Origin of the sequence: Opitutus sp. ER46 (assembly GCF_003054705.1) — a bacterium.
In the GTDB taxonomy this organism is placed as follows: domain Bacteria; phylum Verrucomicrobiota; class Verrucomicrobiia; order Opitutales; family Opitutaceae; genus ER46.
The window spans coordinates 285,096-310,370 of the sequence record NZ_QAYX01000025.1 but is presented as its reverse complement, the minus strand read 5'-3'; the positions used below and the strand labels follow the sequence as shown (position 1 = coordinate 310,370).

Below are 25,275 nucleotides of genomic sequence, written 5' to 3'. Positions count from 1 at the left end.
TGGAAAAGCCTAAACGTTTTCTACCCGGGCGCCCACGAAGTGTTCCCCGCCCTTTGGGCCCCGGGTTTCGCGCCAGTACCCGCCCCCGCTAGAAGGGGAAGCCAATGGATACCTGCCACGTGCCCGGCGGATCGTCGTGCCGGGGATTGACGTTGCGGCCGTATTCGAGGCGAACCGGACCCACGATCGTCTGGTACCGTAGCCCCAGCCCGACGCTGTAGAGCCGCTCGCGGAATGGATAGTCACGCAACTGCGTGGCATTGCCCAGCGCATCGGCAAACGCCACTACCGACCAAGTCTGGGTGAGCGCCTGTTCCAACTCCACGTTAAGGAGAGCATAGCTCTTGGCGCCCAGGAAACGGCCGTCCGCTCCGCGCGGCGCGGCTTCGCCCATCTGGTAACCACGGATGCTGTTGTCGCCGCCGGGGAAGAACCGCTTGTTCACCGGCAGATTTCGGTCGTCGTCCGCACCGACAGTCGTGATGACGCCATGCGACAGCCCCACATGGATCCAGCGGCCTCGTCCCCACGCGGTGTGATAGGAGCCACTGAACTCGAAACGTTGATACTCGGCCACTCCGCCAAACTTCGGACTCGCGAGTTCGAGCTGGACCATGCCGTGGTAGCCCTTGTGCGGCCGCAACGCATTGTCCCGCCGGTCGGTCGTCACCACCGCCGTCACGCTCGCCACATTCAGCTGTTTCGCATCGGTCGCCACGGTGGACAACGCGTTCTCCCGATTGCGGAGCGCCTCAAACGTATAGCCCAGGGTGGCGTCGCCATGCAGCGCGGCGAGCGCGCGCCGCAGGCTGAAGGTTGCACCATATTCCTGCCGTTGAAACGCGATCTCCTGGCGCTGGAGGCCAAAGACTTTCGCCGCGCCATCGATGGATTCACCGAAAAGCTCCGGCACCGTGTAGGTGTACTCGCCGCGCGTGCTCTTCATCGACTGCACGAGCAGACCCCGGCTCTGGTGTGCGAGGCCAAAGAGATTCATCTGTCGGTACTCCACTCCACCGCGGAGCTGCTCATAGCTGCCATACCCCATGATCAGGTTGGTCTCGTACGCGGGTCCCTCCTTCAGGGAAAATACGGGATCACGCGTCCCCTCGCCCGCCGGCTCGTACCGCAGGTCAACCGACTCAAATACCCCGAGGCGCGAAATGCGTTGTCGCGCCCGGTCCATCTCCACCGGGTTCAGCGGCTCCCCCGGGCGGAGGCTCACCCGTCGTTGCAGGACCGACTCGCGCGTCTTGCGGTTACCCTCGAACCGGGCCTGGCCCATCGTCACCCGCGGACCGGAATTGACGCGTGCCACCAGTACCACCTGGCGCACCCCTTCGTGCACCGGTCCTGGTCGCGTGTGCAAGGTGACCGCCACATCGGGGTAACCGCCGTGGTAGAACCCCAGGCGCAAGGCCTGCCGCACATCCTGCTCCAGCGTCGGCGTCGCGTTCACGCCGCTCCACATCGAGGGATCAGGCAGCGTGACGCCCTCCGCGGGCACATGACTTACCTCAACCCGTTCCACCACCCACCGCGGTCCCTCATGCACCACCACGCGCAGGGCCACGTTCCCGGTGCGTTCATCCACCTGTTCGATCGTCGCCTCCACTTTCGCTTCGCCGTATCCGCGCCGCCGCAACTCGTCGAGCAACGCCGCCTCGCTCCGCCCCACCCGTCCTTTCGAATACGCATTGGCGCGCGCCCGCGCCAAGAGCACGGCGTCGCTCCGAAAATACGCCTCGCCGTCGTCGCGACCGAGGACGGTGAGTCCCTCGATGCGCACGCCGGTGATCCGCCAGCGCGGCCCCGACTCGATGCGGAAACGCAACGCCTTCGCCCGCCACGTCCGCGGCACCGGGTGCTCGAACGTCGGGTCAAACGTGAAGCGCTCCTCCGTCCCGTCCTCGCGTGTCGTGACGATCTCGATCGTCGGCCGCTGAAACCCTTCATCGTTGAGCGCCGACGTCAGGATCACGGCCGCATCCTCGATCGCGTTCGCACGAAGAACATCCGCCTCCCGCGCCCCGGTCAGTCGTTCCAGCGCCAGCCGCATTTCGCGATCATCGATCCAGCCAAGCCCCGAGACTTTAATCGGCACCTTGGCGTCCGCCAAAGTCCCGAACGTCGCCAAGAGCATCGCGGCGACGACCCGTCGGAGGGAGAAAATGCGATGATTGAGCCGGCTCATTTCTGCTTCTTTCGCGGCGCCACACGCCATTTGAGCCCCGCGTTATACTCGTCGAACTCATCGTACTCGCCCGTCGCGGTCCAGCGGTCACTCAACTGGTATTCGATCTCATACGTCTCGCGGCCCTGTCGGGAGATCCGGGAGCCGGTTTCAATGGAAAGCCGTCCCGGTTCTCCGCTCCCGCCGCCCAGCGAGCCCAGGATGCTTTGGCCAAAGAAAGCCCCGATCTGCACCGCGCGTTGCCGCAGAGATGGATTCAGTTCGTTCGAAGGCGGAGTCCCAGTCATCACCATCAGGAGCACCTGTTCGGAATCCAGGGCTGGGCTGGAGCTGAACTGGATGTTCGGGGCCGACGCCTTCCCGTCCACTTCCATGGTCAGGTCGTAGCCCCAGTGCCGGGTCGCGCCGCGCAGGAAGATCTGGGCCTCGTACGGATTCTCCTCCGTCAGCCGCACCGCGCCCTGCCGCACCGCAAAGCTCGCAAACGGCATGAGCACCTGACCCTCGTCAAGGGTGGCGTCGCCGATCGCGCGCGGCTCGCCCAGCGTCCCCCCCAGGTGAAATCGCACGGAAGCAAGCCCCGCAAACACGGGCATCCTGATTCGCAAGAATCGGTTTCCACTCACATCCAGGTCCAGCCGCCAGCCATTGAGGGGGACGGTCTCCACGGAGAAATAGGGAGGTCGCCGCGCCGGGCTCGCCCCGCCGCCCTGCGGCAGGTACGCGCGAATATCGGTCAAGAACAAGCTGTCACGCAGCACCACGCGGCCATTGATAATCGGGGCGCCCGCGTCCGGCGTCCGGAGCCGAAGATCCAGATCGCCACGCAGGAGCAGCCCCGAACGCCGCACGAAGGGCAGGTTTTCGCCTCGCAACCGGACGTCATAGCGCGGCTGAACCACCGGACCACGCCCGCCAAGGGTCGGCAACTCCACCGTGCCACTCAGGACAACCGGCTGCCCGCCCGCCATCGCCGTCACTTCGCGCAACGTCACCCGCTGGTCGGAGAACGCAACGTCAGCGTTGACCTGCTGGAGCACCCCGAGCGGACCAAGCGGCCGCGAGGCGGCCTCGCGCAAGTGCACAAAGCCGCCCAGCGCGCCACGGTCAAACCGGACATCGGCCTCCACCCGCCCCACCGGCGCGAGGGCCGCCGGCAGAAACCGGGCGAGTTTTGCCACCTCAGCTTCCGGAACCTCCAGCCGCGCCTCGGCGCCACGGCGCAGATAGTCCAGCGGCTCCGCCCGAAGCTCATTCCAGGCGCGACGCGGCAGCGGCAGCCGACCCGACGCCCGAACCAACTGGCCCTCCACCCGAAAGCTGCACCGTTCGAGCAGAATGCCGTCGTTGTCCGCCTTCATCGCCACATCCACATCCGCCAACGCGGGCAGCGGGCGCGCAAAACGCCGCGCATCCATGGCCGCGCGCGACGCGCGAAAGCTCACATTCCCCTGGGGCGCCCGCCAGGTTCCACTGATGCGCGCCGCCGCCTCCGGCGTCTGCAGTTCCACCCCGGTGAGCTTCGCGAGCTGCTGCCAGAATGCCGCGTTGGGCACCGTCACGGCCTCGAGCGCCACCGGGCCTTCCGGGTTGATCGCCACCATGGGCCGGCGATCCGGGTGGATCGTCACCGGCGCCCGGCCCGATGCGTTCACCACCGCATGCCCACTCTCCTGCGCATGGAGCGCCTGCACCCACAGGCCTTCCGCGTCGCCCTTCGCGGAAAGCGTGATCGCCGCCTGTCGCTCGGGCGACAACGCGAACTCGAGTCGTCCCGCCAGGGAATACACCAGTGGCCCGTTCTCCCAAGATCCCGTGAGGGCCAGGGACGGCACCGTCCAGACGGGGCCCTTCAGCTCCACGACGCGCGCCAGCCAGGCCGACTGGAAGCCGTGCACGCCAAACTCGAGATCGCGCCGGGCCGTTCCCGTCAGTCGCGCCAACAGCGATGCCTGCGGCCCCTCCAGCCGCAGCGTATCCACCGCGAGCGCCGGACGCCACGTCACGCGGGCCGGTTGCGCGAGTTGCAGCTCTGTCCGGCCATCGACGATCCACGCCAGCGCCGTCAAGCGGGCCTCGTCCGGGTTCACCGCCCCCCTCACGGTTAGCATGGCCTCGCCCATCTTCGCTTCGGCCGCGCAGTCCTCGATCTTGGCGCCAGCTCCACGCCACGTGATCTGCAACGCCGCCGGTTTGAGCTGGCCCGCCTGCAGCTCCGCCACGCTCAGCCGACCCTCGTGCCTCAGCGCCGTCACCGCCCCTTCGAGGGTCGCGGTGAGGCTGGCGCGCGTAAACCGTACGCCAGTCGGCAGCCATGGCCGAACGGTCTCATACGCGATTTCCCCTGCGGCCGTCACGCCGCGGAACTCCTTCCGAGCGAAGTTCCACTCTCCTGCTGCGCGCAGCTCACCGCCCGCGGAATCAACGAGCTGAAGCTCCCGTACGTTGAGTCGCGGCCAGTCGACTCGTCCCAGCAGCCGCAGCCGTCGGACCGCCAACTCCGGTACGCGGAGATTGTCTGCGCCAAAGCTGAACTCGACCGCCGGTGGCCCCTGGTCCGCATCCACCACCCTCGCCTCGCCCTCCACCATGCCCTCGGCCGTGGCCCAGGGAAGGCGCGCCAGGTCGGCATGCACCGCAAAGCGCGCCGAACTCTCCCGCATGCGCCCCGATCGCTCGAAGGTGACCGGTGCCGTGAGCTCCGCCTCGAGGCCGGGCAATGTCGCCCGCAGCGCCGCCAGCGTGAATGCCTCTGGCGTTCCATTGCCGCTCAACGTGACCTCCATCGGCGGCGTCTCGCTCCCGGGCGGGGGCGCGCCGCGGAGCGCGAGGTCCGTCAGGAAGTGATCGAGCCGCCAGTTCACCCGCGCGTGGCCCGTGACGCGCGCGTACTGCCCGAGTTTCAGCACCCGACCTTCCACATCGAGATTCTCAATCGAGGCGGACGCATCCGGCGGCAGCCAGCCTTGGGCGGAGAACCGCGCCGTGAGCTGCGCGGTCTGGTTCCACGCCTGCACGACGCCCGTCACACAGGCGCCTTCGCTTTCGAGCCGCAGCGCGCGCTGCTCGGCGACGTTCTCCGCCACCAGCCAGATCTGGTCTGTCTCCCGGCCGAACGTCGCATGGGCGTCGACTACGATGCCACGATACTCCAACGCGGTCACCGTCAGGGTGCCGTCCTGCCAGCGGGCGCTCCGCGCCTTGATTTCCCCGCGGGGCCAACGCACCACGCCTGCGCCCGTCCGCGCTTCCGGCACCCAACGGTCCAGCTCGCGGGCGATGCGCTGCAGCCGAATCCGCAGCGGCATCCAGCCGTTCGCGCTCGGCGTGGGTGGGCGCTGCGGTCGCGCCGCCACGTCGACGGACCAGGCTCCCACCGCGAGCACGCTGGGGGAGTTGGTGAGCTGCCGCCACCCCCAGAGCAGCGGCGTCGGCGCCTCGACATGGTCGACGCGTACGACGACGCCATCGCGACGATACTCGATCTCCCGCAGGACAAAACGCCCATAGCCCTGGCGTTCATACGCTCCCACCTTGGCGCCAAACCGGCCTGCCAAAGGGGGCAATACGAGCCCCAGCCACCACGGCAGCGTCAGGGCTGTCAGCAGCAGCAGGGCCCCCGCAACCGCCAGAACAGGGAGCGAGCGTCGGCGCCGCATGCGGGGCTCCTCCTATCGTCTCTCGCGCCGAAACGCGACGATCGTGGCCGGACAAGGATGGGTTTCATGCATGGGGGCTCGCTACCCGGCGCCGCCGTCGCGTGGCGGCAGGCCAGAGCGGCCCGCCGGGCCTCATGCCGCCGGCATCAAGCCGCTGCGCTGCAGCAAGGCGTTCAGGTCGGGGTCTCGACCCATGAACGCCCGGTACAGTTCCGCGGGATCCGCTGAATTTCCCCGGCTGAGCACATGGGTGACAAAGGCCGATCCCACCCCGGGGTTGAACACGCCTTCCCGCTTGAACCGGGTGAACGCGTCGGCATCGAGCACCTCCGCCCATTTGTAAGAGTAGTAGCCCGCCGCGTAGCCCACGGGATCAGCGAACACGTGCGTAAAGCGCTTCACGATCGTCGGCGCCGGGGGCTCCGTGGGTACCAGGCACTCTGCAATGGCGGCGCGAAGCCGGGGCTCAACATCCAGTGCGCCGGCAAATTCGCCCGTGCGCATGTGCAGCAGGAGGTCCAGCTTCGCAAAGGCGACCTGCCGCATCATCACCGAGGCAGAGCGGAAGTTCCGCGCCGCGATCATCTTGTCGAAGAGCGCCGCCGGGATCGCCTCGCCTGTCGCATGGTGCCGCGCAAACAGGTCGAGCCCTTCCCGCTCCCAAGCCCAGTTCTCCAGCAACTGCGAGGGCAGCTCCACGAAGTCCCATGCCACGTTGACACCGTTCAGCGACTTGATCTCCACCTCGCCCAACAGGTGATGCAACAGGTGGCCAAACTCGTGGAAGATCGTCGTGACTTCGTTGTGCGTGAGCAGCGCCGGCTTTCCCCCCCCCGGGGGCGTGAGATTGCCACAGATGAGGCCGAGGTGTGGCGCGCGCGAACCGTCCGCGCGGGGACCACCGGTAACCAGATAGTTCATCCAGGCGCCGCCGCGCTTCGCTTCCCGCGGATGCCAGTCGGCGTAGAAGGACCCGACGTGTCGTCCCCGCGCGTCGCTCACATCGTAGAATGTCACTTCTTCGTGCCACGTCTCCACCTCCCCGCGCTCGCGGGCCACGATCTTCAGTCCGAAAACCCGGCCCGCGATCTCGAATAGCCCGGCAATCACGCGATCCATCGGGAAGTACGGTCGGAGCAGTTCTTCATCGAAGTCATACCGGGCCCGCCGGAGCTTCTCCCCCCAGAACGCCAGCTCCCAGGGCGCGAGGCGCCGGCGGGCGGTCTGCGTCTGCTGCGCCCGGAACTCCTCCAACTCCGCCGTCTCCTGCGCGAACGCCGAAGCCGCGCGATGCCGCAGATCCTCGATGAACGCCAGCGCTTGGGCCCCCGACTTGGCCATGCGCCGCTCCAGCACGAGGTCGGCAAAATGGGGATACCCCAGCAACGCCGCCTTCTCGGCGCGCAAGGCCAGGATCCGCCCGATCAGCGCGGTGTTGTCGTGCGGGGCCTGCGCACCCACCGCCGCCGACGCGGTCCACATCTCCCGCCGCAGCGCGTCGTCCTCAAGATACGTCATGAACGGATCGAGCGACGGCATGTGCAGCGTGAAACGCCAGCCGGACCGGCCCTTCGTCTCCGCGCTGTGCCGCGCGGCCGCTTTCGCGTGCGCCGGGAGTCCCGCCAGGCGTGCCTCGTCCTCGACCACCACCTGCCAGGCATTGGTCGCGTCGAGGACATGCTCGGAATACTGCTGCGTGAGTTGCGCGAGTTCTCCCTGCAGCGTCTCCAGCCGCGCCCGCTTGTCGGCCGGCAAATCGGCACCCGCCTGGCGAAAATCCTTCATCGTCTCCTCCAGGAACCGGCGATGGATGCCCGTGACGTCTCGGGCCGCCGAAGACTCCCCGAACGTCTTGAGCCGGCGCCACAACTCCGCATTGAGCGGCACGCTCGCCTGAAAAGCCGCTACCTTCGGCAGCATCAGGTTGTGCGCCTCGCGCAGCGCCGGCGCATCCGCCACCGACTGCAGGTGCGCCACCTTGCCCCAGGTCACGGTCAACTCCTCCGTCGCATGCTCCAGGGCAAGAAACGTGTTCTCGTACGTGAGGCCTTCGAGCGGTCGGGCGGCAATGGCCGCAACCGCGGCCTGCGCCCGCGCGATCGCGGTCTCGACCGCATCTCCCACCTGATCCGCCGTCAGTTGTGACCAGCGGATATGGAACTCGGGATTGAGGAACGGATTGGAGGCGGCCATGGCGGTCACGCAGTGCGCCCGCCGACGATCCGATGTCAAATCGCAAGCTTCCCGCTACCAGGTGTAGTTGGCACCGACCGACCACGTCCGCGGGGACGCCGGCACGGCCGGAATATCCTGAAAGCGGCTGTTCCAGACGTTGTCCATCTGGGCCGTCAGTTCGACCCGCCGCCAGGCGGTCGGACGCCACGCGAGCGCCACTGTCGTCAGCACCGCCTCGTCGCCGCCCACGGTGCGCAGCGCGTTGGCTGCCTGCCGTCGGGCCGCGTTGTCCACCCGCAGCTCCACCCCGGGTGCCACGCGCACCGTGGCCGCGAGCGTCAGGCGCTGCCGCGCATAGTTGAGGGCATAGAAACTCGCATCGACCGGCGCGCCCCGGTAGTCGGGATCCTTCGTCAAGGCCGTGTAGCCGAACACGAGGTCGACACGAGGCCAGCTGCGCCGCGCCACCAGCTCGAAGCCCGCGGTATCCAGGTTGACCGCGTTGGCGGTGCGCGCCGTCACCCCGCGGCGAAAGGTCCAGTCGACCAGGTCGTGGTCGTGCCGGGCAAACACCGCTGTGTCCACCATCCAGCCCCATGCCTGCACCGTGCCGCCCGCCTCCAGCGTGCGCGCAATCGTGCGCCTCAGTGCCGGGTTGCCTCGGAACAGGCCGCTGCCCGGACTGGCGTTGCTGGCGGTGTAGGACGGTTCCTGCACCGTCTGCGTGTACCCAAGATGCAGATACCGCACTGGGCCGCCCGCCAACGTCTGCCCGAGCTCGAACACGGGCGAGAACTCGCCGGTCCGGCGGTTGGAGTCATCATAGGCGAGCCCCGCTCGGGCCGTGAGCATGTCCCCCCCGCCGACGGTCCACGACTTCTCCGGAACGACTGCCACCTTCGCGAGCGTACGACTGCCCGGACGCAGGGAGGTCGATTTCAGCTCATCCGCGAGCCATTCGGCGCGGGCGGTGAGCGCCCAGCCGCCCAAGTCACGCCGGCCTTCCGCCGCGACTCCCTGCTGCCAGGTCGTGTGCTGGAACGGATGCACCGGCGGGAGCGGCGCGAACCGGTTGAACGCATAGTCGTCCTTGTTGCGCCGATAGTACGCTCCAATCGCGACGTAGTCATCGCCCCCGAGCGCCACCCGATGATTCGCCGCCAGCAACAGCGTCTGAAGATTCTCGGATTCAAAGGAATTGAAGGGCGTGTAGAGATTCGGCCAACCGAAGTTCTTCTCCTGGTACCCCACGACGAGGTCGGATTGGGCCGTGCGCGTCGCGCGCTGCAGACGCCCATTCGCCCGACGGAAGCGATGGTCGCTGAACGCGATCGGCCCATCGGACTCGGAATGCGCAAGGGCGACATCCGCGCCCCAATCTCCCGCGTCGGAACGTACGCCCTGGTACACCTCCGACCGCCGCAACCCATGCGGTCCCGCCCCGATCTGCGCGGCGCCCCCGTCCCGGATCTCCCGCCAGCCATAGCTGATGGCGCCGGTCGTGGCATTCGTTGTCGTCACGGCCAGCCCCATCCCCGTCAGCACTTCCGGAGCTCCCAGCAGCACCGGCGCGATCGGCAGCTCCGCGAGATAGTGTCCCGTCTGCGGATCGGTCAGGGACAACACGCCAATTCGAAAACCCGAGTTTTCAAACGTGCCGCCGCGAATCGTGATGTCCGCCTGTCCCTCCACGAGGTTTCGCCCCTGCAGGTCTACCCGGGGCTCGTACCGTAGCGCGGATACCGGCATCGCGATGGTGCCGGTGGGCGTCTGGTTCGCGACGCGTCCTGAGTACACCGTGAACGGCGGCAGCGCGGTGGGCTCCGCCGCCGCGCTCGCGACCGCGGCGCCCAGCAGTAGGGTGAATCCGAAGCAGATTGGCTTCATCCCCGAACCGCTAACGCCCCCTCCCGTGGAAAACAAGCCATTGTTTATCCGTATATCGTGTCCGCTTAACAAGCGTCGTTTCGGCGGCACAAAAAAGCCCGGCGGTCGGGCCGGGCGCAATGAGGGGGGTGGCAGGGCGGACGCTTACTCGTCGCCGTCGTTGCCGATGGCTTCGACAGGACAGCCCTCGAGGGCCTCCATGCACTGGGCGACTTCCTCCTCGGTCACCGGCTGCTTCGACACATAGGAATAACCACCTTCATCATGTCGGGCGAAGAACGACGGGGCGGTCTCCCGGCACAGGTCGCAGTCGATACATTGCTGATCGACGTAGAATTTTCCCGGAACGTTCGGTGCCCACTTGTCAGCTTTGTTCGCCATAGATCGGCCGAAACAAGCGAACAACCCCCGGGAGTGTCAAGCGGCCAGCCGGGTCATCGTGACCCAATTTCCGTCCCCCAAACGCCGGAAGGACGAAGGCTTCCAGATGCTTTGAGCCCCCAATGCAAAGCTCAGCGCGGACATTGAGTTCCCGCTGAAATGCGTGTGGTCACTACGGCGCCCGAATTGGAGCCCCCGGCTTGTATTTGAAGTCCCCGCCACTAGCGTCCCCCGGATGCGTTCTGATCGGCCTTCCCTGCGCGGTGAATACCGAGGTGAAAAAACCTCGGCGCTCACGTGGCTGATCTGCGCGCTCCTTGCCGTCTTCATCGTTCAGTTCGCCCTGTCCACCAACTGGCTGCGCAGCGGCTCCCAGCTCAGCGACGCCTTTGCCCTGAGTGTACCCGCCGTCCGCGACCTCAGGCTGTGGACGCTTCTGACGTACAGCTTCTTACACGACACGCAGTTCATCTTTCACATCCTGGTGAACGTCGGCGCGCTCTTTCTCCTGGGACGGGAGCTGATTCCGATGCTGGGCACCCGACGCTTCATGGGCCTTTACGCGGCGGCGACGATCGTCGGGGGCCTGGCTTGGACCGCCGTCCACTGGCGGTTCGGGGGCAACCAGACCTTGATCGGAGCCACCGCCGCGGTCGACGCGCTGTTCATCGTTTTCGTCTGTTTCTTCCCGAACCAGGAACTGAATTTCCTCCTTTTCTTCCTGTTCCCCGTAACGCTGAAGCCGAAGCACGTCGCTGCGGCGCTTGTAGCCCTCGATGCTGTTGCCTTGGTCGCCTGGGAGCTGCCGGGGCTCAAGCTCCCCTACGGTGCCACCTACGCGAGTTCGGCGCACCTGGGCGGAATGCTCACGGGATTCCTCTTCTACCGCTACATTTACGACAACCCTTGGTTCAACCGGCGGCACCGCCCGGGCGAGATCGAGCTTCCCCGCTGGCTGCGGCGTCCGGGAAACGAGGGCGACGGCACTCCCGCCTCGTTCCCGCCTCCACCGCCCCTGCCCGATGCGCCCGCGAACCCGGGAGATGTGCGCGCCGAAGTCGACCGAATCCTCGACAAGATCAACAGCCAGGGCTTCGGGTCGCTCACCGAGGAGGAACGGCGCATCCTGGATGAAGCCCGTCACCAGATCAGTCGCCGCTAAGCCCGCCGCCCCACGGGCTTTCTTTTTTCTCAACCACCCTGCGTTTCTCCACCCCAGCTTGAATTTCCAGAACTGGACTGAACATTTCGAAGGAGTTCCCATCTAAACCGCCCATGAGTTGCGCCATTCCCATCGCCCGTCGTCTCGCCTTTCTGTCCGGTATTGTCCTCGCTGGCGCAACGGCCCTCGCGGCCAACGATCCCCAGACCGCAACGTCCAGGGTGCCCAGCGCGAGCACGGACCAGCGCTTCACCACCCCGCCGCGCGTCGCCGCCGAGGCCATGACGCTGGTCCAGCTCCTGGAGCAGGCGCATTACAACCGCGATGCCGTGGGCACCGACTACTCCGACGTGATCCCGGACTACATGAGCGACCTGGACGGGCAGCACCTGTTCTTTCTCAACAGCGACAAGACCCGGTTTGTCCAGGAGCACGGCAAGAACACGTATTACAATGTTCGTTACGTGGGTAACCTGAATCCCGCGTACGACATCTTCTACACCTATCAGTCCCGCGTGCAGGCGCGCATCAACTGGGTGTTCGACGAGCTCAAGAAGGATTTCGACTTCTCCACCACCGAGACTTACCGCGTCGACCGCACCAAGTCCGAATGGCCCTCCGACATGGCGGCGGCGGACGACCTCTGGCGCAAGCGCCTCAAGTTCGAGCTGATCGCCGAGATGTTGAGCACCAAGGACGCGAAGCCCGTGGCCTCAGCTGACACCAAACCTGGCTCCCCCACGGGGCCATCGACCAACGGCGCCATTACGGTCCCCGGCGAAGCGCCGCGCGTCGGAACGGCGTCCCCTGACTCGAGCAAACCGGCCGCGCTTCCGAATTCTGCGCCGGCCCCGGCCACCCCTGCGGTGAAATCGTCGAACCAGGCATCCAACGTTGCCGCCACCGCGACCACCCCCGCCACGGCTCCTCTCTCGAAACTCGACAAGGCCAAGGAGACCGTGCGGAAGCGCTACGAGCGCATGCTCAAAAACCTCGCCGAAATTGACCAAAACGACCTCGTCGAGCTGTACCTGTCGACGATCGCCCGCCTCTACGACCCGCACTCCACCTATTTCTCCGCAACCACGTTCGAGGACTTCGCCATCCAGATGAAGCTTCAGCTCGTCGGCATCGGCGCGCTGCTGGGGTTGGAGGATGACAACTGCGTCGTGAAGGAGATCGTGCCCGGCGGCCCCGCCGACCTGGGACGCCAACTCAAACCCAACGACAAGATCATCTCCGTGGCCCAGCCCGGCCAGGAGCCGGTCGAGGTCATCGGCATGAAGCTGCGCAAGATCGTCGACATGATCCGGGGCGAAAAGGGCACTCCTGTGCATCTCATGATCCAGCCCGCCGAGGCCGCCGATTCCGCCGTGCGTCGCGAAATCATCATCACGCGCGACGTGGTGAAGCTGAACGCGCAGCGCGCCCGGGCCGCGGTATTCCAGCTGCCCAACGGCAAGGGGCAGACGGAGCCCTTCGGCGTCATCACCCTCCCCGCGTTCTACGGCCCCGCCGACGACGGGGATACGGACTCGGAAAAGACCTCCGCCTCGAAGGATGTCGCCCGGCTCATCGCCTTGCTCAAAGACCGCAAGGTCAAGGGTATCGTGCTCGACCTGCGCCGCAACGGCGGCGGCTACCTCACGGAGGCGATCGAATTGACGGGCCTGTTCATTGGTCGCGGTCCCGTGGTGCAGGTGAAGAGCTACGACGGTGAGATCAGACCCGATAGCGACGAGAACCCGCAGGTGGCTTACGAGGGGCCACTCGCGGTGCTCGTTGACCGCTTCAGCGCGTCCGCCTCCGAAATCGTCACCGGTGCGCTCCAGAACTACGGCCGGGCCGTGGTCGTGGGCGACAGTTCCACGCATGGCAAGGGCACCGTGCAGCAGGTTGTTGAGCTGAAGCAGATCAGCAACGAACTCCGGCGGGCGACGGAAAAGACCGGTGCCGCCAAGTTCACCATCCAGAAATACTACCTGCCGAGCGGCGCCTCCACCCAACTCAAGGGTGTGATCCCCGACATCACGCTCCCATCGATCGAGGATTACATCCCGAACATCGGTGAGGCGGACCTGCCTCGCGCGCTCGTCTGGGACCAGATTCCGAGCAGTCTTTTCGATGGCCAGCCGCTCGACGCGAAGTTCATCAAGCCGCTGCGCGAAGCCAGCCTCAGTCGGCAGGCCAAACTCGAGGAGTTCGAGTATCTGCGCAAAAACGTGGAGTGGTTCAAAACCCGCCAGCAGCAGAAGCTCGTTTCGGTCAATTTGAAGGAGCGTGAGCGCCAGAAAGACGCCGACGAGGCGTTCCGGAAGGAGATGAAGGCCGAGCGCGAGAAGATCGCCAAGTCGGACTTCGCCTACACCCCGATCTATCTGGCACCGCCGCCGCCACCGAAGATCAAGGCGGCCCCAAAGGAGGGGGAAGATGACGACGGGCTCGATGAATTTGAGGAGAACGAGACCTATACCAAGGCCGACGTTCACCTGCGTGAGGCACTCCGCATCGTTGGCGACGCCATCAACCTGGGGCAGAATCGGGAACTCTGGACCAGCAACCGTCCGCCGATCACCGTCGCCGCCAAGACCAACCCCAAGGCCGGCAGCTGAAGTCTGCCTCCGCCCTGCCTGGTCAGGCGGCCGGCTCCGCCGGCATCCAGGCAAACACGTAGCGATCGCGTCCGGTCAGATCCCGACGCGATTCCGCCCGGGCAAAGCCAGCCGCTTTCGCCATCGCGAGAAGCGCGGCATGCTGAGCGATCCCGGTCTCCAGCGCCAACAGCCCGCCCGCCCGCAGGAAAGTGGGGGCCTCCGTAATTATCTCGCGCAGGTCCGCGAGCCCGCCTTCCGCGGCTGTCAGCGCCGATACCGGCTCATGCTGCCGCACCTCCGGATGAGTCTGGGCCGTCTCTTCGGCTGAAAGATATGGCGGGTTCGAAACGATTAGCTCGTACGGGCCCGGGGCCGGCAGGGTCTCAAACCAGCGCGAGCGGCCCAGGCGCACGCGGGCGGTGCCCGGATCAGCGGCCGCATTCTCCGCCGCCAGCGCCAGGGCTTCTTCGCTGAGATCCGTGGCCACGACTTCAGCCACTGGAAACGCCCGCGCCAGTGCCAACGCAATGGCGCCGCTTCCCGTGCCCATATCCAGGATCCGAGCCGGGGGATTGGGCACATACAAAGCGACCAGTTGTTCCACCAGGAGCTCGGTCTCGGGACGGGGAATGAGCGCCCGTTTGTCGACCTTGAGCTTGAGCCCGTGAAACTCGGTTTCGCCCAGGATGTACTGCAGTGGCTCGTGCTGGGCTCGTCGGCGCACCAACGGGCGGATTTTCTCCAGTTCGCTCTCGGCAAGCGGCCGCTCGAACTGGAGGTAAAGCTGCATCCGCTTCAGCCCAAGCGCGTGGCCAATCAGGTGCTCCGCATTGAGCCGCGCGGCATCAACGCCCTTCGCACCCAGAAACTCTGTCGTACGCTTGATGATCTCCAGGACGGTGAGCATGTCAGTCGTCCAGATCTGCCGCCCGGGCCGGCGCAAACGCCTGTCCGGTCAGCGCCGCCAGCTTCTCCTCATAGTCGGCCTTCTGGAGCGCGTTGATGAGCGTCTGGATATCGCCTTCCATCACCTGGGGCAGGCTGTAGAGCGTGAGGCCGATCCGGTGATCCGTCATCCGGTTCTGCGGGAAATTGTAGGTGCGGATGCGTTCGCTGCGATCGCCCGAACCGATCTGGCTGCGTCGAGTCGCGGCATACTTCGCCCGTTCCTCCTCCTCGCGGCGCTTCAGGAGTCGGGACCGCAGCACCGTCATTGCCTTTGCCTTGTTCTTCAGCTGCGAACGTTCGTCGGCACAAGACACGATCAGCCCGGTCGGCTTGTGCACGATCTGGACCGCGGAATCCGTGGTATTCACGCCCTGCCCACCGGGGCCGCTCGCACGACTCACCGTGATCTCGAGGTCCTGCGGGTCGATATGGACGTCCACCTCCTCGGCCTCGGGCAGTACCGCCACCGTGACCGTCGACGTATGAATGCGGCCGTTGGCCTCCGTGACGGGCACGCGTTGGACGCGATGCACCCCGCTCTCGAACTTCAGCTGTTTGTACACGTCGACGCCCGTGATCAGGAAAATGACCTCCTTGAAACCGCCGCGCTCGGACAAGCTGCTGCTCATCGGCTGGATTTTCCATCCGCAGCCATCCGCGTACTTCGAATACATCCGGAAGAGTTCAGCGGCAAAGAGGCTGGCCTCGTCGCCACCCGTGCCCGCGCGGATCTCCATCACCGTATCGCGGGAATCGGTCGGGTCCGGCGGGATCATCGCCAGCAACACCGTCTTGCGCAGCTCCTCGCGCCGCTGCTGCAGTTCCGGGAGTTCCGCCGCCGCAAGTTCCTTCAGGTCGGCATCAGCCGTGGGGTCCTTGCCCAGGGCAAGCGCCTCCCCGACTTCACGATCCACGCGCTGAAACGCTGCATGATCGGCGATCAGCTGGCTCAGTTTCTGGTGCTCCCGGGTAACGTCTGCCGCCCGCCGCGGATTGGAATAGAAAGACGGGTCGGCCATCTGTGCCCCGAGTTCGTCGTGGCGGCGTTGAAAAGGTTCAATGTCGGGAAGTTCGTCCATGGATTACACAGCGCAGGGGCCATTTGCGAATTGCGCGAGCCGCGGCGCCCGGCTTGTGTTTGCAGCATCGATCGGCGCGGCACGACGCCTCGCACTAGTGATCTGCAATGGCCACAACACTCTTCACTCAAAACACCATCGCGTGCATCTGGGACTTCGACAAGACCTTAATCCCGGAATATATGCAGGCGCCGCTCTTCCGTCGGTACGGCATCGACGAAGGAACGTTTTGGGAGGAAACCAACAAGCTCGCTGAGCACTACCGGCGCCGCGGTTATCACCTGTCGCCGGAGATCGCGTATCTCAACCACCTGCTCACCTACGTGCTCGCCGGCCCACTGGCCGGATTGAACAACAAGATTCTCTTCGAGTGCGGCTCCGACATTAAGTTCTACCCCGGCCTCCCGGAATTTTTCGGCCGCGCCAAAGCCTTCGCGCTCGAGAAACCCGAGTACGTGAAGCACGAGATCTCGGTCGAACACTACATCGTCAGCACCGGCATTGCGCCCATGATCCGCGGCAGTGCGATCGCTCAGCACGTGGACGGAATCTGGGCCTGCGAGTTCGTCGAGAATCCCCTTCAGCCCGGCTTCCTCCAACAGAAGGAACTCTCGCTTGAGGCGAGTGCCGAGATTGCCCAGATCGGCATGGTGATCGACAACACGACCAAGACCCGCGCGATCTTCGAGATCAACAAGGGCACCAACCGGAACTCCGCCATCGATGTGAATTCCAAGATGGCCGCCGAGGATCGGCGCATTCCGATCCAGAACATGATCTACATCGCGGACGGTCCAAGCGACGTCCCGAGTTTTTCGGTGGTGAAGAAGGGCGGCGGCCGGGCGTACGCCGTGTACAATCCCGATAAGCTCGCCGAATTCGAGCAGAACGACCGTCTGCTGCAATCCGGGCGCATCGATGCCTACGGCCCAGCCGACTACCAGCCCGGTTCGAGCACCGCTCAGTGGCTCCGGCTCCACATTCATCAGATCTGTGATCGCATCGTGGCGGACCGCGAGTTGGCCGTCGCCAGCAAGGCATCCAAGCCGCCGCGGCATCTGAACACGGCTCCTGACGAGTCAGCCGCCGCCAAGAAGGCACCCAAGCAGGAGACCTTCCTCGAGTAAGGTTCACCGCAGTCGCGACAATCCCGTTCGTCTGCGCAGCTTGGCCTCCGCGCCGGTGGCCGCTTGGCGCTACCCTTCTGCCACGCTGCAAGGCCTTGCCGGCACAGGCGACCTCGTGAGCCGTGCCCAGGACATCCGGACACAAAAAAAGGCACTGGGGGAGATCCCAGTGCCTCGAAAGGAAGGCTTGGCCTTACGGATTGGTGCCCGAGGGGCTGACCGTCGGGTCAATCACCGGCGACGTCGGAGTGGTGTTCGGGGTCGTCGTCGCCGGGGTCTCAGGCGCCGGCCCAGGGGTGACGGTCTCAACCGCTGGAGTGCTGGCCACGGCCTGGGTCGCCGTCGAAGCAGCAGCCTGACCGGCAGCGGCATTGGCCGTCGCGTCCGAGCGAACCGTGTCACTCGAGGTGTTCGTCGCGGTGGCGACGGCGTTGATCACGGAGTCAGCAGCCGTCGGAGCAACCGTCGTAACCGCCGCCGTGATCGCACCAGACTGCGAGGGAACCGCCGTCACGACCGCCGCGGCAACCGCCGCCGCCTGCGTCGGAGCAACGACCACGACCGCCGCAGCGATCGTCGCCGCCTGGGTGGGAACCGCCTGAGCGGCAGCCGAAGCAATCGCCGCCGCTTGGGCGGGCACCGCACGGGTCACCGCGACCGCGATGCTTGCCGCCGTCGCCGGATGAGCCGCCGCCGCTGCGCTCACGAGACTCGGAGCCAAGGTCGGATTGGCGGCCGCAATCTGAGCAAGCGCTGTGGTGTCACCGGACTGCAGAGCCGCAGTCACTTGATTGACAACCTCCTGCGACACATTGGCCGCCTGCAACTGAGCGGCGAGCTGCGAGGGCAAAGCGCTGCCAGAATCGGCCGCGATAGCAAACGACGACAAAGCGCTGGCGACCAAAGCCAGCAGTAGGCTGCGTGTTTTCATGGGATCGTATTAAAGGGTGGTAGGTGTGGTGGGAATGGCGGTTAGCGAATTATGCAATTGGGTCACCGAAGCAAGGATTAAACCTATTATGGCGCGGTGGATACCCCCAGGACGAACCGGTCTAAAGCAGGCCGTTGGCGTAAACTCCAGCCCCATAAAATACCGGGTTAAGATGATGGGCTCACCGTTGGATCGACCACCGGAACACTTGGCGTCTGCGGCAAGCCCGTGTCACCAGCTTCCGGCGACGGCGTGACGGTTTCCGGCGGGGTGGCTTGGGAAGCCGATCCGGAGGTGATGCCGCTGATCGCATCGCGGGAAACGCTCACCGCGTTCGCGGCCTGCGTCGCCGATGCGTCGGCGCTTGCCTGCACCGCTGAGGTGGTCTGGCCGGTCGCCGATGCGACCTCGGAAACAATCGCACTGGCCGCGCCGGCCGGCGCCGTACTCTGCGCCGCAGCGGTAATAACTCCCGCCTGCGCCGGCGCCGCTTGGGCCGCCGCGCCGGCAATCGCTGCCGCCTGCGCCGGCGCCGATTGCACCGCCGCCGCCGTGACGGCACCCGCCGCCAACGCCGCCGAATCTGCCGAGGCCCCTGTCGCAGACGTACTCGATGTCACCGCCGTGACCGCCTGCGCGGTGAACGTCGTCGCTTCCGTCGGCACCGCCATGACCGCCACCGCCAACACTTGGGCCATCAGGTTCACGGCCGAGTCCGCCGAAATTGAGCCGAGATTGTTCTCCACCACGGTTGCCAGGACCTGCACCGCATCTCGCACCAACGTCCCCACCTCGGGGTCCGACGCGGCCGCCGTCGCCAGGGGCATCGGCGCCCCCGGCGGCTGCCCCGGATCGGCCCGGCTGATCATGCCTGCCTGCACCGTGAACGACACTCCCGCCGGAGTGGTGAACGTGATCGCATCCGCCGTCGCCGCGACCGCGAGCCCGTCGTGGGCCAGCGATATGGTGAAGGCCGTGCCGCGCGCCGCCGCCACGCCCCGTGGCGTCTTCACCTGATAGCTCTTCCCCGCGTTCCGCTTCTTGTCGATCTGGCTGACCAGCGTGCCTTGCTTCAGCTCCAGGACCGACCCTGCACTCGACAACGTATCCAGCCGCACAATCGAGTTCGCTTTCACGGTGGCCACGATTCCGGTCGCCACCTCCACATACACCTCCTGGCCCGTCGTACGAATCTCGGCGTTAAGCGGGAGGACCATCGCTTCCCGCGCCGGGGTCACCCGGCCATCCACCTCCACCACCGCGGAACCCGTGCCGACGAGCTTAACAATGCGTGCTTCCTGAGCCACCGCGTTGACCGCAACCATCAGCGCCATGACCAGCGCGAGCATCGAGAAACGGAAGGGCAGCGTTCTCATTGTGGGGTGGTTTCGACGTCACGTCGGGCCACGGAGCTGTGGCGTTCCTCCAGACGTCCAAAACCGTCGCGAACCTGCCAGAACGCCCTGCCAACTCAACTGCAAAGCCGGTCCTAACCCACCCTCCCGCCCGGTTTCACTTTTCCTTCATCTCGTATACTCCGTCCCACTCCGCCGGCGGCGGATCCAGGCGGTGCCGGCTCACCAGTTCGATATAAATGAGTGACGGCGTCGTCTTTACCCCACGCTCCAGTTCCGTCGCCAGCGGCTCCAACGCCGCGCTCCGTCGAAAACCGGCCTCCGCCCCCGCCCAGTCCTGCCCATAATATCGCTCCAGTGCGGCCGCGAACTCCCCGAGGCACGCCTGCGTTACCTCCGACACTTCGCCGCGCCGCCCCACGATCTCGTGGATTGGCACCGCCGCGCGCCGCCCTTTCACGCGGATCCGCCCCAGCGGCCGGAACACCACCTCGTCCCCCGCTGCCGCCTCACAGGCCCGCCGCGTCGCCTCCGTGCACATCGCATAGGTTCCCCAGCTCTTTGCTCCCGACTCCATCCGCGCCGCCAGGTTCACGTGGTCGCCCATCATCGTATAGTTGAAACGCGTCCGGCTCCCCATGTTGCCGATCACACACGGGCCGGTGTTCAACCCGATCCGGGTTCGGATCCGCATAACCAGCTCCGGCCACCGCGCCTCCGCCCGCCAGCGCTCCCGCAGTTCTGCAAGCGCCCGCTGGATTTCCACCGCGCTGCGGCATGCCCGATAGGCGTGGTCCGGCAGCCGGACCGGCGCCCCGTACATCGCCACCACCGCATCGCCGATGTACTTGTCCAGGGTTCCCCCGTTTGCCTGCACGATGTCCGTGCACAAGGTCAGATACTCGTTCATCAGCTCCACCAGCCGGTCCGGCGGCAGGATCTCCGAAAATGAGGAAAACTCCTGGATGTCGCTGAAGAACGCGGTGATCTCCTCCTCGTGTCCGCCGAGCTCCGGCTGCTGTCCCGACGCCACCAACTGCCGCACCAACTCGGGCGACACGTAAGTCCCAAACATGCCCTTGATGCGCTCCTTGGCGTGCAGCTCCTGCAGCATCCGTCGCGCGATCATGAAGCCCTGCAAAGCGCCGTAACCCAACAGCGGCCCGACCAGCGGCACCACCCAACTGCCGTTGATCCACGCGAGCGTCGCGCCCGCCACGAACACCAGCGGCACGCCCCCGCCCACCACGCCCTGCACAATCGGACGCCGGCGCCCGTACGCCGCCAGCGTGACAAGGCCGGCCCCAAACGCTCCCGCCCAGATCCAGCCCGGCGGAACCACGCGCAGATAATCCTCCCGCAGCACGTTCTCGATCACGTTGGCGTGCACGAGCACGAGCGGCGTCAGCGGCGCAAAGGGCGTCGGCCCGAGGTCCGTCAGCCCATCCGCCACCTGGCCCACGAGCACGATCCGTCCCGCCAACGCCGGCACCGGCACCGCCTGCCCGTGCGCGAACCGCTTCGCCAGCGTCACCAGCACCGTGCTGTAGCCGTACTGGCGCACCCCCTGCGGGCCGCTGCGGAAATTGATCGCATAGGCTCCCGTCGCATCGATCGGGATGCGCCGCCGCGCCAGCGGACTCTCGATCTCCACTTCCCGCCCCAGCCTCACCGTCACCTCGCCCGCCGCCACGCCCCAATGCGCCATCAGCGTGCGCAACGCGAGCGCGGGATAGACCTCCGCGCCGATCCGGACCACCAGCGGCGCCGTCCGCCGCACGCCATCCGCCCCCACCGGCGTATCCACGAATCCGATCGCCGCCGCCGTCGCGAGTTCGCCCTGCGGCGCGATCATCGCCGGCGCCGCGGGGATCAGCCGACGATCGCCCTCCACCCGCGTGATTGGCGCCAGCTGCGCTCCCGCCGCCCTCGCCTGCTCCGGCGTCCAGCCGTCGTCCTCCGCTTCCGGCCGCATCGCCCCGAGCACCACCGCCCGGTTTTGCCGGATGCCGCGGGCAAAGTGCGCGTCCGACCCACTGGGCTCCGTAAAGAGAAAGTCCCACGCCACCACGCTCGGCCGCACGCGCCCCAGCAGCGCCATCAGATCGCCATGCACCTCGCGGTCCCAGGGCCACCGCCCGATCTCCCGCAGGCTCGTCTCGTCCACTGCCAATAACGCGATCTCATCCGCGGGAACCGTCACCTCCAGCCGAGCCCGCAGCCGCACCCGCTCGTCCATCGTCAGGTTCTCGATGTGCCGGAAGAACGGCGTCTGCATCAGCGCCAACGCGACGCCAAAACACAGGGCCGCCGGCAACGCATGCTGCTTCAGGAAGGCGAGGACGCGCTTCACGGCCGCCGAGCCTGCCCTCCCGCCGTTCGCTCCTCAAGGTCCAATCCTCCCCGTGGTCCTCGTTCTCATCGCTCTCGTCACGGAGCGCACGGAGGACGGAGGAGGACGCGGAGCGAAACCGGCTCATGCGGTATTCCTCCGTGTCCTCCTCCGATCTCCGTGGCCGCCGTGTCCTGCCTGGAGGAATTGAGTGCCTCTGCGTCGTGCTCGTTCTCGTTCGGCTACCGCCGGCCGATGAGGTCACTCCGACCGGCCAGCCGCGTCTCGAATCCCTCGGGATTCTGTTGCCTCCCCGCACCGCCCCTCCGCCGGCGGCACTCTCGGCCCGCGGATCCGCTGCTCGAGCGCCAGCGCCAGAAACAGCGGGTTGCCCACGAGGTACCGGCGCGCCAGCCGCCGCGGCTCCTGCAGCAGGCGGTACGCCCACTCCATCCCCGTCTCCCGCCAGAACACCGGTGCCCGCCGCACGCGGCCCGAATAGAAATCAAACAGCCCGCCCACGGTGAGCACCGTCGCCCCGCCGCAGCCGCGCAGATGCTCCCACGCCCACAGCTCCTGGCGCGGACTGCCCATGCCCACCAATACCAGCGCCCGCCCGAGCGCGTGAATCCGCCCGGCCAGCGCCGCCGGCTCATCGGCGTCCTTGAAGAACCCGGGCACCGCGAGCGGCACCCGCAGTCCCGGCACCTCCGCCCGCATCCGCCGGGCACACGCCTCCGCCACGCCGGACGCTCCCCCGATCAGCACCAGCGGCAAGCCGCGCTCCGCCGCCTCCCGACAGAGGATGGGGAACAGGTCCGTGCCGTTGACATTGTCGCGCATCGCCACGCCGAGCAGCCGCGCCGCGAGCCGGATACCGATGCCGTCCGGGAGCAGCGCGTCCGCCCGCGCGAGCACGTCGGCATAGGTGCGATTGAATCGGGCCTGGTTCAGCGCGTGCGCGTGCACAAAGTACACGAGCCGCGCCCGCTCCGCCTCCGGCGGCGCCAGGACCACCTGCACCGCCTCCATGATCGAAAGGTTGTCGAGCGGGGCCGACACCACGAACGGCCGCCGGGCCGCCGCCGCCCGGGCCGAGGGCGCCAGCGCCGCCGCCAGCAACGCGCGCGCCACCACGCCGAGGTCCGAGCCCAGGGTCCGCCGCGCGAGATACGCCGCCTCCGCGCCGTGCAGATCGCCGTACGGGATCCCCATCCTTAGCCGCGCCTCCACCGGTGACACCAAGCCGCGTGGCAACCGCGCGTCGCAGCGCGCGCCCACCAGCCGCGCGCGCCCGCCCAGCACCTGCTTCAAAGTCGCCCGAGGAAGTAACTCCGATGTCGCGTCGTTCATCGTTCACGCTCCCGCTGGCGCCACGCCATCCACCGCGACCGCCCGGCTTGCGCCGCGCTGCCCGCCGCCAAGTTCGTCGAACGTCGTCACGCAGATGTCCGGATGCGTCCCGAGAAACGCCGCCGTCCGGTGCAGCGCCTGCACGAACGCCGTATCCGGCGCGCCGTTGCGAAAGTACTCCCACCAGTGCGTCACAAGCACCGTCACCTCCTGCTCCGCCACCGCGCGCCGGATCGCGTCCAGGATCGTCGCCGGATCCCGCCGGTGCGAAAGCAGGCACCCGGGATGGCTCAGCAGGCGCGTTCGCCCGACCTGCCAGTGCGGCGCCCGACGCAGTTTCTTCCACAGGTAACGCGGCCACCACCGCGGCGGCACGCGCCGCCACTCAAACCAGCCACTCGAGATCACCCGAAACCGTCGCGCCGCCTCCTCGTACGCCTCCGGCGAAAACTTGTCATGCGGTGCCACGAACGCCGACGCCACCGGCAGCCCGGTCTCCGCCAGGCGCGCCGCGCCTTCGTCCAGCCGTCGCGCCACCTCGCACCGGTCGCGCCGGTCAAATTCGAAGGGGTCGTGGTGACACCCGTGCTGCACGATCTGAAATCCCGGATTCGCCCGCAGGTACGCCACCAGCCCCGCATTGGCCGCCAGCGGTAACACCGCCGGCTCGCTGTCCTGCGCCGCAAACAGGAACCCCTCCCGCTCGCCCGCCGGCGTGCGCGCGTCCGTCCGCACCGCCGGAATGGTCGCCAGGTGCACCGGCAACCCGCGCGCGAGAAAGGGACGGTAGAGCGTCTCGAGACACTCGACCGGCGTCAGGGCATTCGTGTCGTCGTCACGCAGGATGACGTAGCGCATGGATTTCCTCCTGGAGGTTCTCGTAAAGCCGGCGCACGCGGGACGCCAAAGCGAGGGTATCGAAGTCCGCCTGCACGCGCGCCCGGCCGGCGGCGATCACCGCATCCCGCTGCGCCGGCTGGTCCAGCGCCGCAGTCAGCGCGGCGTGAAAGCCGCGCGGTTCATTCAGATCGAAGAGCCAGCCGTTGCGTCCGTCCTCCACCAGCGCCGTGGCGCCTGAGGTCCGGCTCGAGATCGCCGGCGTCCCCGCCGCCCACGCCTCGAGGATCACCAGCCCGAAGGTTTCCGAGATCGAGGGCAGCACCGCCACGCGCGCGAGCTGCAGCAGGCCCACGAGGCGGTCGTCCGCCGGGGGCAGTTTGCCCGTCAGCAGCACGCGCTCCTCCAGTCCGAATTCGGCGATGCGGCGCCGCAGCGCTTCGCCATACGCCGCATCCGTGCAGGCGCCGGCGAGCACGAGCTGCGCCCGCGGCCGGCGCCGCAGCACCTCCGGCATCTGCTCCACCAACCAGCCCTGGTTCTTCACGGGATCCACGCGTCCCAGCGCCAGGATCACCTCGCGGTCGCCCAGAACCGGATACGCCGCCTGCGCCGCCGCCCGTCGGTCGACCGCGTAGATCCGCGCGTTCACCCCGTGCGGCTGCACCACCACCCGCCGGTCGGGGTGGCGCGCCCGCACCAGCTCCGCCTCCCGCGGATTGCAGGTCAGGATTGCGTCCGCCTCGTCCAGCACGCGCCGCGACCGGAACAGCAGGCCAAAGGGCTTGCCCCACTCCCACCCGCCATGCGCCGGCTGCGCGAAACTCTGCCGCAGGGGCTCCGGCAGATCGTACACGCCGCCGTGGATCGTCACGACGAACGGCACGCGTTTCCGTCGCGCCACCGTCAGCCCGATCCCGCCGATCCGCCCCAGGGTATGCGTGTGCACGACACTGATCCGCCGGTCTGCCCAGAGCTGCCGCGGCAGGTCAAACGACAGCAGGTTGCCCCCCACCGCCACCATCTGCCGGCGTTGCTCGTCCGATAGGCCCCAGACCGGGACCATCGCGCGAAACCGCCGCACCTCGCAGCCCGACGCCGCCAGCGGGTCCGTGCCCGCGGGCCCTGCCAGTCGGGGGCAGTAGACGGTCGAGGTGACGCCACCCTGGCGCAGGCCTTCAGACAACTGGCGCAGCACGGTTTCTGTGCCACCCCACTCGGCCGGATTGTATTTCCGCAGGAGATGCGCGACGTGCATGGG

The 25,275-nt window shown here is 66.9% G+C and carries 16 protein-coding genes; 3 read left to right on the top strand and 13 right to left on the bottom strand.

From position 1 onward, the window contains the following. Positions 1-88 precede the first annotated feature (88 nt). From DB354_RS19605 to DB354_RS19585, 5 genes are all read right to left on the bottom strand, one after another. The gene (locus DB354_RS19605; RefSeq protein WP_158277622.1) at positions 89-2,194 is read right to left on the bottom strand and encodes a BamA/TamA family outer membrane protein; all 2,106 of its coding nucleotides are present in this window, start codon (positions 2,192-2,194) and stop codon (positions 89-91) included. Continuing rightward, positions 2,191-5,853, bottom strand: coding sequence for a translocation/assembly module TamB domain-containing protein (locus DB354_RS19600; protein ID WP_146180334.1), 3,663 nt, complete (start codon positions 5,851-5,853; stop codon positions 2,191-2,193). Before DB354_RS19600 ends, DB354_RS19605 begins: the two co-directional genes overlap by 4 nt. 132 nt (positions 5,854-5,985) lie before the next feature. Next, positions 5,986-8,046: a M3 family metallopeptidase gene (locus DB354_RS19595; protein WP_107837334.1), complete on the bottom strand. Its 2,061-nt coding sequence runs from the start codon at positions 8,044-8,046 to the stop codon at positions 5,986-5,988. Between the two features lie 54 nt (positions 8,047-8,100). Further along, positions 8,101-9,915, bottom strand: a complete 1,815-nt coding sequence (locus tag DB354_RS19590) for a TonB-dependent receptor (RefSeq protein ID WP_107837333.1) — start codon at positions 9,913-9,915, stop codon at positions 8,101-8,103. A gap of 144 nt (positions 9,916-10,059) precedes the next feature. Further along, on the bottom strand, positions 10,060-10,296 hold the full coding sequence (locus DB354_RS19585; protein WP_107837332.1) for a ferredoxin: 237 nt from the start codon (positions 10,294-10,296) through the stop codon (positions 10,060-10,062). Between the two features lie 235 nt (positions 10,297-10,531). On the opposite strand from DB354_RS19585, the gene DB354_RS19580 reads away from it, so the two are divergent. Both DB354_RS19580 and DB354_RS19575 read left to right on the top strand, forming a co-directional pair. Then, positions 10,532-11,458 carry a rhomboid family intramembrane serine protease gene (locus DB354_RS19580; RefSeq protein ID WP_107837331.1) on the top strand — a complete coding sequence of 309 codons (927 nt, stop codon included), beginning with the start codon at positions 10,532-10,534 and terminating at the stop codon, positions 11,456-11,458. Between the two features lie 113 nt (positions 11,459-11,571). Then, entirely contained in the window at positions 11,572-14,070 is a 2,499-nt protein-coding gene (locus DB354_RS19575) for a carboxy terminal-processing peptidase (protein ID WP_158277621.1), read from the top strand. A 22-nt stretch (positions 14,071-14,092) separates the two neighbouring features. Here the strand turns inward: DB354_RS19575 and prmC are convergent, their stop codons facing one another. Beyond that, on the bottom strand, positions 14,093-14,959 hold the full coding sequence (prmC, locus tag DB354_RS19570; protein ID WP_107837330.1) for a peptide chain release factor N(5)-glutamine methyltransferase: 867 nt from the start codon (positions 14,957-14,959) through the stop codon (positions 14,093-14,095). Between the two features lies 1 nt (position 14,960). Further along, positions 14,961-16,079 carry a peptide chain release factor 1 gene (prfA, locus tag DB354_RS19565; protein WP_107837329.1) on the bottom strand — a complete coding sequence of 373 codons (1,119 nt, stop codon included), beginning with the start codon at positions 16,077-16,079 and terminating at the stop codon, positions 14,961-14,963. Positions 16,080-16,186: 107 nt separating this feature from the next. Here prfA and DB354_RS19560 point away from each other — a divergent pair, with 107 nt between their 5' ends. Next, positions 16,187-17,206 (top strand): haloacid dehalogenase-like hydrolase, encoded by a 1,020-nt coding sequence (locus DB354_RS19560; RefSeq protein WP_107837328.1) that lies wholly within the window; start codon positions 16,187-16,189, stop codon positions 17,204-17,206. A gap of 193 nt (positions 17,207-17,399) precedes the next feature. On the opposite strand, the gene DB354_RS19555 is transcribed toward DB354_RS19560, so the two are convergent. The 6 genes from DB354_RS19555 to DB354_RS19530 all read right to left on the bottom strand — a co-directional run bounded on the left by DB354_RS19555 (position 17,400) and on the right by DB354_RS19530 (position 25,272). Beyond that, positions 17,400-18,137 carry a hypothetical protein gene (locus tag DB354_RS19555; RefSeq protein WP_107837327.1) on the bottom strand — a complete coding sequence of 246 codons (738 nt, stop codon included), beginning with the start codon at positions 18,135-18,137 and terminating at the stop codon, positions 17,400-17,402. A gap of 167 nt (positions 18,138-18,304) precedes the next feature. Then, positions 18,305-19,486, bottom strand: coding sequence for a FecR domain-containing protein (locus tag DB354_RS19550; RefSeq protein ID WP_158277620.1), 1,182 nt, complete (start codon positions 19,484-19,486; stop codon positions 18,305-18,307). 163 nt (positions 19,487-19,649) lie between these two features. Beyond that, positions 19,650-21,845, bottom strand: coding sequence for an adenylate/guanylate cyclase domain-containing protein (locus DB354_RS19545; protein WP_107837325.1), 2,196 nt, complete (start codon positions 21,843-21,845; stop codon positions 19,650-19,652). A 240-nt stretch (positions 21,846-22,085) separates the two neighbouring features. Then, positions 22,086-23,177 (bottom strand): WecB/TagA/CpsF family glycosyltransferase, encoded by a 1,092-nt coding sequence (locus tag DB354_RS19540; protein WP_107837324.1) that lies wholly within the window; start codon positions 23,175-23,177, stop codon positions 22,086-22,088. 3 nt (positions 23,178-23,180) lie between these two features. Next, positions 23,181-24,035, bottom strand: coding sequence for a DUF2334 domain-containing protein (locus DB354_RS19535; protein ID WP_107837323.1), 855 nt, complete (start codon positions 24,033-24,035; stop codon positions 23,181-23,183). Continuing rightward, positions 24,013-25,272 (bottom strand): glycosyltransferase family 4 protein, encoded by a 1,260-nt coding sequence (locus DB354_RS19530; RefSeq protein ID WP_107837322.1) that lies wholly within the window; start codon positions 25,270-25,272, stop codon positions 24,013-24,015. Before DB354_RS19530 ends, DB354_RS19535 begins: the two co-directional genes overlap by 23 nt. Positions 25,273-25,275: the final 3 nt, after the last annotated feature.